We start from the raw sequence: 6,786 nt of genomic DNA, 5'->3' as shown, positions 1-6,786 counted from the left end.
AGAGTCCCCTCCTTTGGTCCGAAGACATTATGCGGTATTAGCAGTCGTTTCCAACTGTTGTCCCCCACGTAAAGGCATATTCCCAAGCATTACTCACCCGTCCGCCGCTCGTCAGCAAAGTAGCAAGCTACTTTCTGTTACCGCTCGACTTGCATGTGTTAAGCCTGCCGCCAGCGTTCAATCTGAGCCATGATCAAACTCTTCAATCAAAAGTTTTTTCGCTCAAAGTTAAAAACTGAAATTATTACTGTTGTTACAGTGCAAGACTCCAGTTCACTTAAGCTTAATTTTTTCGCTTAAGGCCCTGTGAGTGCTCACACAGATTGCTTGATAAATTGTTAAAGAGCGTTGCTTCTTGTCGAAGCGAGGTGCGCATTCTACGCTTTCCTCTGTGGCTGTCAACCGCTTTTTAAAAGATTTTAAAAAGAAGTTTTTGAGCCGCTAATAAAGCCTCAGGCCTTACCAACCCTGACTTAGCCTTGCCTCGCTTTAGTGCGCTGCGTGCCGTGTCAGTGGAGGTGCATTATAGGGATCGATTCCCTGCACGCAAGCGTTTTTTGAAGAAAATCACAATTAATTTTGAATCGATAATTAACCCCCAAGTAAGCCACAAAATACCCACAAACTTATCCACAGAAACAGCCATTAGGCCCTAAACAAGCCTATGAATTAAAAGTAATTGTGTCATTTAGCAAATTTCTGATAGAGAAATTGTACATTTTCTAGCTTATCCGCAAAAAGCTGGCTAACATGATGTCGCAATTTTGTTAAAAAGTTGCTTTCCATTATTCTGAATACATTGAGCATTGAATTTATTATGAAAAATTCCAGTTTATCTGTCGTCATACTTATAGCGGTAGCCGTTGCTGCCTATTTTGTAGCTGGCGCAGTCCAGCCGCTACAGCCTTTATACCTTTCTATTGCAGTAATTGTTGGTGGCGCTATCGTATTGTTGAGCTCTAACGGAGCGTCTAGCGAAGAACAGCAAGAAGGTTCATCAAGCAGCGAATCATCTGAAGGCGTAGAAACCCAAACCTTGTACGTTGGCAACCTGCCTTACCGTGCAAACGAGTCAGCCATTCGCAAATTATTCTCTGATTACGGCCAAGTAGTATCAGTTCGTTTATTAAAAGATAAGCAAACCGGTAAGCGCCGTGGCTTCGGTTTTGTAGAAATGGCTGCTAAAGATGCACCTAAAGCAGTTGATGCATTAAACGAACAAGAGTTTCAGCAACGCACCTTAAAGGTTCGTGAAGCTAATGAGCGTAAAGAAGCCTAGGTAAATAGTTGTAAGCTACTTAGTTGATAAGACTGTAGCTGGTTTAACAAAGTAGAATTAGCGGAGTGCATTGTGCAGTAAGCATGAGCCTCCGCTTTTTTTTGCCCTGAAGCTAGAGCTTCACTATCCAACAATAGACTATTAACGCGGTTAGCAATCGCCGCCCCTGAATCAACCAAGGACACTTTGCTTCCTAATACTTGTTGCAGTTCCACCTTTAATAATGGGAAATGGGTACAGCCCAATACCACACAATCTAAATCCTCAAAAAGCAACCAAGGCGCTAGTGCCTGCTCAATATCAGGTAGAGCAATAGTCTCACCGGCTAACTTTTGTTCTGCTAATTGCACTAATAAAGTAGAGCCCAGTAATTCAACTCGGCAATCTTTGGCGAAGTCAGCAATTAACTGTTCGGTATAAGTACGCTCTACTGTACCTGGGGTAGCTAGTACACCAAAATGGCGAGTTAGGCTTTTATTGGCGGCTGATTTAATGGCTGGGACTACACCAACTACAGGAATCGATAGCGTTTCACGTAGTGAAGGAAGTGATAGCGTACTGGCAGAATTACAGGCTATTACCACTAAATCGGGCTTAAGTTGATTTACAGCTTTAGATAGCAACTGAAGCACGCGAGTGATCAGTTGCTGTTCTTCTAATTCACCGTAAGGAAAATAAAGGTTATCGAATAAATAGCTATATTGTCGTTGGGGACTGACTCGCTGAAGCTCTTCCAAAATAGACAGGCCACCGACGCCGGAGTCAAAAACAAGAACGTGCATTACTCTACCAATAAGCCTTTTTAAATAATTCAGCCCTAGTTTAACCAAAGCTAGGGCTGAGGGCTACGCTAATGCTTCACGCTTAGAATTGGTAGCTAGCGCCTAACTCAAAGGTGCGACCTTGAGCTTGGTAGTCGTTTACGGTTGAGTACTGCTTATCAAATACATTACGCAGTTTTGCATCTACTCTTAATCCACTAGCAAACTGATAGTTGGCGCTAAGATCCCAAATAGAGTGGCTATCAATGGTTGTAGTATTTGCTGCATCTTCATAAGACTCACCACGCCAAAGAAAATCAACCACTACTTGCAGACTTTGCCAATACATATCTGCTTTGTATTTAACTTGCTCTTCTGGACGGCGAATTAAGTTTTTGTCAGTACTGCGGTCTTTAGGATCTAGAAACTCAACAATGACTCGGTGGTTTACCCAGGCTGTAGAAAAATCGCTCTGCAATTCAACACCTTGGATACGCGCATCACTTACATTATCAGGCGTCCATAGTGGCCATGTGTCTGGAGTGCCGGAATAGTCGTTATTACAACGGGCAACACATCCCCAAGCAATCAAGTTGTCTACGTCATTGCGAAATACATTAAGCTGCCATTGGCTTTGTGGGAGGTTTAACTCAAATCCAAGCTCGCTATTAGCCGATGTTTCCGCTTTCAAGTTAGGGTTTTCACTTCCTGGGTAGTAGAGATCGTTAAAAGTTGGTGCTCTAAACGCGGTACCATGTAATGCGTTAAAACGCATTGTAGGTTGAAATTGCCACGCCCAGCCTAAGTTGTAGGTAGTGTGGTCACCGTAGTGCTCGTTATCATCGTAGCGAAGGCTAGCTTCTAAAATATGCTGTTCGTAGTTACCGCGAGCACCTACATGAGCGGCTTTATTGTCACGGCTTTCTTGTTGGTAAACCAAGCTAGTACCTGAAATATCATCGTTTTGATAATCCAATCCACCTTGTAAGAGCCATTGCTGATCCAGCTCATAGCCTATTAACCAGTTAGCAGCAACTCTTTCAGTAGTGTAACGCTGGGGATCAACAAAATTGTCTGCTGGGGCGGTATCCGATTGGTCTTCCTGAGAATTCAACGACAACTCACTGCTCAAACCTTGGCGAGCGTAGTTAACACTAAGTCCATATACCACTTGCTTTTGCTTATTTAAGGCTTTGCCCCCTTGAATAAATTCAGATTCGCTATCATTAAGCAAAAAGAACGCTCTACCGCGCCAAGCTTGATTAAACTTGTGGTCAAAATTGAATAAACCACCAAAGGTATCGTAGCCATAATCTTCATCTAAGTTATCTTGTGGTCTGATATCGTAGCCGTTACTTTTATCCTTGCTAAGTATCAGGTTGTATTGGGTATCTTCATCTAGTTGGCCACTCGCTCTAGCGGCAAGCTTAACTGTATCCTGGGTACCTACAGCAGCTTTTAAACCGTGGGATTCACTACCAAAACTTGGGCGAGTAATAATGTTAATTACACCACCTACTGCATCTGCGCCATAAATAGACGCTCGCGCGCCTCGAAGAATTTCAATGCGCTCAACAAATTCTAAGGGCAACAACGACAACTGCGCGCCACCGTTGGTTGCGGTGTTAACACGCACACCATCGATAAGAAAAAGAGATTGGGCTGAACTAGTACCACGGATAAATACACTCTCGGTGTGGCCTTTGCCGCCGTTACGAGTAACACTAATACCCACTTGCTGGCTTAGCACATCAATAATGTCTTGAGCACCACTGCTTTCAATTTCACTGCGGCTTACCACGGTAAGCGGTGCAATCACACTGGCTTCGGTTTGCTCCATGCGATTGGCGGTAACCACCATGGTGGTAGTTTGTTCTTTTTGGGAGTCTTGTTGAGTTTCTTGGGCATAGCCAAAAGCTGGCGCAACTGCGGCCAGTAATATGAGCTTCTTCATCGATCTAATCCTAATCGTCGCGTAGTACTTTGCTGTTATAAGCATGTGCGATGTGGCAGGTATTCGGACTTAGAGGCGTATTACTTGTACTACGGCTGCGACTTCCCGTTTGCCTTGCAAACAGTGTCTGGAGTCCTTGGAAAAGGCCAATCCTTGAGCTTTCGTTCCTCTTTACCGCTGCGCGTCAGTTCTGGATTTTCACCAGATTCCCTATTAGGCCTGAGCAATTATCAAGTCAGGCACCACAGCGGGCGAGATTATAAGCGAGGCTTTATGTGATTAATAGCACAAAAAGCCCGCTAATTGGCCAATATGAAATTAACTAATGTTGTCGGCTGCGTTATTTGGCGTTGATGGAGACGTATTGAACATCGCCAATGCTTCCGCCATGCGGTCGGCAAAACCTTTAAAGCGTTCTACATCTGCTTGCTTATCTTGCTCTTCGCTAGGGCTTGAGATAGGCAGTATTCCAGCCAACAAGGTTTCGGTAGCCGATTCAGGTTGCGCAAATAAGGCGCTAACTTTGGCTTGAATATCTTGCCAAGAACTCAAGAATTCACTTAAATCTGGCACCAGTTCAGAGCCACCAGAGGTTTTATCATTAGCCTGTTGATAGGCTTGAGTAACCGCTACACTCTGTTGCTGCTGAAAATTAACCGCAAAGCCCACTAACTGCTGCTCGTCAAAACCAATGTTTAAAGCTTGATCAAAGGCTTTATCTAAATCTCCCGAGAAAAACTGTTGGCCAACTTCATCAACCTGCTTTATTAAATCGGCAATGGCAGCTAGTTCATCATCATTAAGATCGCCTTCTACCGAAAAACTAAACTGCTGCTGCGAAGCAAAAGAGGCCTGAATAGATGAGCCCGACTCACTATAACTTGCTGCCAGTTGCGAGCCGTAACTAATGGTGACTTTGTCGCCTTCGGCGGTTTCAAGCTCCATCGATGCAGTTTGAGAATTCGACATAGCCAGCTGGCTATAAAGAGGTGCAGATTGAATTTCAAAATCACCCTCTTCAATTTTCTCTAGCCCCTCTTGAATAAGGTCATAGCTTTTATCTATGCCTTTTTCTAGCTCTTCATTAAGAATGCCAGCATCACTTAGCTCTTCGCGTGCGCCCTCAAAGCCAATATCAACACCCTTACGTGCCTGAGCCATCATCTCGGCTAACTCGTCTTCAGGCATTCCCGACTGCTTAGCGCTATGTAAAGAGCTGGCAACAAAGTTAAGCACGTTTCTAGCAACTTCTTCGGCATCAAACACACTCACTTGCTGTGGTTTAGGGAGGCTAACTCCACCACTGGCCATTGATAAAGTGTGTTTTTCAATTGAGCTTAGCAACACGTGGCTAGCCACTGCGCCTTGCTGGTTAAAGCTAGCCTTGTCGTCAGCTAGGTTATTGCGTTTCTCAATCGTTGGTGCCGACTGCTGCAACAGGCGCTCGGCATACTGTTGCACGGGGGTTTTGCCCACGCTATTCAGTTCGTTCATAAAGCCTCCACGGATTTACCCTAGTCACAGCTTATCGGCGACCAAAATTAAAACTTTAGAAATATTATCACTATTATTGTAGATAAACTGGACAAGCAAGCCATGCACCTTTAAATTGCGCTGCTTGCTAGAACAGAGGAACGGCCATGAGCGCTATTGCATACTACCCTGAACAATACCAACAACTACTGGCCGACAAAGTGGCAAAACGCTTAGAGCAGTTTGCCGAATTCACGCCTCCTCAACCTAGTGTGTTTGCTTCACCCACCAAGCATTACAGAATGCGCGCCGAGTTTAGGGTATGGCATGAAGGCGACGACCTCTACTACATTATGTTTGATCAACAAACCAAGCAAAAGTTTCGTGTAGACAGTTTTCCGCCCGCCAGCGAGATCATCAACCAGCTAATGCCAATATTGATTGAGCAGTTAAAGCCAAACATGCTGCTTCGTCATAAATTGTTTCAAGTCGACTTCTTATCAACCTTAAGTGGAGAAGTCATTGTAAGCATGCTCTACCACAAAGCCATTGATGAAGCTTGGCTAGCAGAAGCTACAAAGCTAAAGGCGGAGTTAAGTAAGCAGTTCTCTATTCAAATCATCGGCCGCTCGCGCAAACAAAAAATGTGCTTAGACCAAGATAGAGTGGATGAAGTATTAAGCATTAACGGTGAGAAGCTTATCTACCAGCAAATAGAAAACAGCTTCACTCAGCCTAATGCTGTGGTAAATCAATACATGTTGGAATGGGCGCAACAAGCCACCAGCAACAGCCAAGGTGATTTGCTAGAATTGTATTGTGGCAACGGTAATTTCTCGTTGGCGCTGGCTAAAAACTTTAATCGAGTATTAGCCACCGAAATTGCTAAGCCTTCGGTGCAAGCTGCACAATACAATATTAAACATAACAATATCGACAACGTTAAAATCATTCGTTTATCGGCAGAAGAGTTTACCCAAGCCATGTTAGGTGAACGCGAGTTTCGCCGCTTACAAGAAGCCGATGTTGATGTAAGCAGCTACCAATGCGACACCATTTTGGTTGATCCACCTCGCGCTGGCTTAGATGATGCAACCCTAGGCATGGTGCAAGCTTACGACAACATCGTGTATATCTCTTGTAACCCTAACACCCTATACAACAACTTAAGCGAACTAAGCCGTACTCATAAAATCAGCCACTGGGCACTGTTCGATCAGTTTCCTTACACCGATCACATCGAAGTAGGCATGTATTTGCAACGTCGCTAATACAAGTGTTCAGTTGCTAGTTAAAGCCGCGTTAACTAACGCGGCTTT

5 protein-coding genes, 1 rRNA gene and 1 riboswitch are annotated in these 6,786 nt (G+C 44.3%); of the genes, 2 read left to right on the top strand and 4 right to left on the bottom strand.

Going from position 1 to position 6,786, the window contains the following annotated elements; all coding sequences use genetic code 11:
* Window positions 1-209: ribosomal RNA gene (locus tag G6R11_RS15940) — 16S ribosomal RNA — on the bottom strand; the annotation flags it as partial.
* A gap of 608 nt (window positions 210-817) precedes the next feature.
* Between G6R11_RS15940 and G6R11_RS15935 the strand changes: the two genes are divergently transcribed.
* Window positions 818-1,279: an RNA-binding protein gene (locus G6R11_RS15935; protein WP_163134053.1), complete on the top strand. Its 462-nt coding sequence runs from the start codon at window positions 818-820 to the stop codon at window positions 1,277-1,279.
* On the opposite strand, the gene murI is transcribed toward G6R11_RS15935, so the two are convergent.
* The 3 genes from murI to G6R11_RS15920 form a co-directional block, all read right to left on the bottom strand.
* The gene (murI, locus tag G6R11_RS15930) at window positions 1,276-2,061 is read right to left on the bottom strand and encodes a glutamate racemase (protein WP_163134052.1); all 786 of its coding nucleotides are present in this window, start codon (window positions 2,059-2,061) and stop codon (window positions 1,276-1,278) included. The genes G6R11_RS15935 and murI overlap by 4 nt on opposite strands.
* Window positions 2,062-2,143: 82 nt before the next feature.
* On the bottom strand, window positions 2,144-3,994 hold the full coding sequence (locus G6R11_RS15925; RefSeq protein ID WP_163134051.1) for a TonB-dependent receptor domain-containing protein: 1,851 nt from the start codon (window positions 3,992-3,994) through the stop codon (window positions 2,144-2,146).
* A 36-nt stretch (window positions 3,995-4,030) separates the two neighbouring features.
* A riboswitch (cobalamin riboswitch) is annotated at window positions 4,031-4,256 on the bottom strand.
* A gap of 56 nt (window positions 4,257-4,312) precedes the next feature.
* Window positions 4,313-5,488 (bottom strand): DUF5610 domain-containing protein, encoded by a 1,176-nt coding sequence (locus G6R11_RS15920; protein ID WP_163134050.1) that lies wholly within the window; start codon window positions 5,486-5,488, stop codon window positions 4,313-4,315.
* A gap of 146 nt (window positions 5,489-5,634) precedes the next feature.
* Here G6R11_RS15920 and trmA point away from each other — a divergent pair, with 146 nt between their 5' ends.
* Entirely contained in the window at window positions 5,635-6,738 is a 1,104-nt protein-coding gene (gene trmA, locus G6R11_RS15915) for a tRNA (uridine(54)-C5)-methyltransferase TrmA (RefSeq protein WP_163134049.1), read from the top strand.
* The last annotated feature ends 48 nt before the right edge of the window (window positions 6,739-6,786 follow it).

Source organism: Agarivorans sp. Alg241-V36 (assembly GCF_900537085.1).
Classification (GTDB): domain Bacteria; phylum Pseudomonadota; class Gammaproteobacteria; order Enterobacterales; family Celerinatantimonadaceae; genus Agarivorans.
Note: the sequence above shows the minus strand (reverse complement) of the source record. Positions and strands in the feature narration are given on the sequence as shown.